A 1,893-nucleotide genomic window follows, 5' to 3' on the forward strand; every position below is an offset into this window, starting at 1 on the left:
AGCTAACTCAACTCATCAAAGATAACAGTTCATCTCACGGTGTCGTGCCATGGGGGTGGCTAACTTGTTCTTGCAATTTGCGCTTTTTTTATTTCTTAATCGTGATCTGAATTTTTCTGTCCACACACCCTATAGCAATCCGCCAAACTTTCCGTTATACTAAATTCTGCATTTAGCAAATCAGCGATTCGTCGCTGGCGTGGTTCGTAAACTTCCCACGATAAAAAACCAAGAACTTCACGATTAATCGGAGGTAGGAAATTGAATGCAGTACGCAAAGTCATCATCGACTGTGATCCGGGCATCGATGACAGCTTGGCGCTATTATTAGCGCTGAACTCACCGGAATTAGAAGTCGTCGGCATTACGACGGTCAGCGGGAATGTCCCAGCCAACCTTGGCGCACAAAATGCGCTGAAGATTTTGCAGTTGGCTGGACGGTTGGATATTCCCGTTTATGTTGGCGCAGAAAAACCGCTGAAAGTGGCTTACACCAGCGCCCAAGATACGCATGGGGATGACGGGCTAGGCAACAGCCAGATCCCGGCAGTCACAGAGGTGCAAGCACACCCAAATGCCGTTGGCTTCATCTTAGACACTTTGGCAAAAGACCCGACCACGTCGATTTTGGCATTAGGGCCATTGACCAACATTGCGCAAGCCTTGCAACAAAATCAACAGGCCTTCGCGCAAGTCGGCCGCTTCGTGTTGATGGGCGGCAATTACAAGAGTCACGGCAACTGCTCGCCAGTCGCTGAGTATAATTTCTGGTGCGATCCGGATGCAGCGCAAATCGTGTTTGACCAGATGCCTGTGCCGGTACACATGGTCGGGCTGGATGTGACGCGAAAAATCGTGTTAACGCCCAGCATTTTGGAATATATGAAAGATGTTGACGCAGAAATGGGCGCCTTCATCGAAAAAATTACGCGGTTTTACTTTGATTTTCACTGGCAATATGAGCGCGTGATCGGTTGTGTGATCAATGATCCGTTGGCTGTCGCGTACTTGATCGACCCGACGATCCTTGAAGGCTTTGACGCGTACACAACCGTGGTGGCCACTGATGATGTGGCACGCGGCGAGTCGATGGTGGATGATCACGACTTCTGGCATCGCGAAAATAATAGTTTTGTCGCGACGGATGTTGATGTAATGGCCTTTTGGCGGCGATTCTTAACGCGCGTGTTGAAAGCGACGGAACCGGATTTGTCGACGACTTTGCATCAGTTACTGGAGGTCGGCGCATGAGCAAATTCAAAACGCGGGCCGTTGCCATTTTAGCCTTGTGCATCGCCTTGAACGTCGTCGGCAGCAATATCGCCTTGTTGTTGAAATTGCCGATTTACTTGGATTCTATCGGGACCGTTTTGGCGGCGGCTTGCTTTGGACCGGTTGGCGGGATGTTGGCCGGGGGCATTACGGCATTGTTGGTCAGCTTCACCGACTTGTATTCTTTATTCTTCATGCCGGTGCAATTGTTGATCGGCTTAGTAGCCGGCTTGTTGTATCGCCGCGTCAAACCCAACACCTTCAAAAATAATTGGTGGTTGGCCTTGGCAATTGCCTTGCCAGGGACGTTGATGAGTACCTTGATTACAGTGATCTTGTTTCATGGGATCACCTCGTCTGGCTCCAGCATGTTGGTACAGTTATTGCTAGGCGCGGGGATGAACAAGGTGGCAGCAGTGTTCCTGATTCAAATCGGAACCGATTATCTCGACCGCTTCTTGACGGTTTATGTGGTGACGCTGGTGTATCGCGCGGTACGGTATCGGTTGCCACAAGTCAATTAGCTTCTATTAAATAAGAAGAAAAACGATTCGGACATCACGTCTGTGCGATAATCCCTTTATGGTTGTCAGATGAAATACAATAATTCATCTGATGATT

At 49.1% G+C, this 1,893-nt stretch carries 2 protein-coding genes and 1 riboswitch; both genes read left to right on the forward strand.

The window, feature by feature from the left end; translation table 11 throughout:
• The first annotated feature begins 193 nt into the window (after window positions 1-193).
• A riboswitch (PreQ1 riboswitch) is annotated at window positions 194-238 on the forward strand.
• Window positions 239-261: 23 nt separating this feature from the next.
• The gene (locus tag FD01_RS02110; RefSeq protein ID WP_056962436.1) at window positions 262-1,251 is read left to right on the forward strand and encodes a nucleoside hydrolase; all 990 of its coding nucleotides are present in this window, start codon (window positions 262-264) and stop codon (window positions 1,249-1,251) included.
• Window positions 1,248-1,796 carry an ECF transporter S component gene (locus FD01_RS02115; RefSeq protein WP_054720080.1) on the forward strand — a complete coding sequence of 183 codons (549 nt, stop codon included), beginning with the start codon at window positions 1,248-1,250 and terminating at the stop codon, window positions 1,794-1,796. The genes FD01_RS02110 and FD01_RS02115 overlap by 4 nt, the downstream gene beginning before the upstream one ends.
• Window positions 1,797-1,893: the final 97 nt, after the last annotated feature.

This window comes from Lacticaseibacillus manihotivorans DSM 13343 = JCM 12514 (genome assembly GCF_001435035.1).
Classification (GTDB): domain Bacteria; phylum Bacillota; class Bacilli; order Lactobacillales; family Lactobacillaceae; genus Lacticaseibacillus; species Lacticaseibacillus manihotivorans.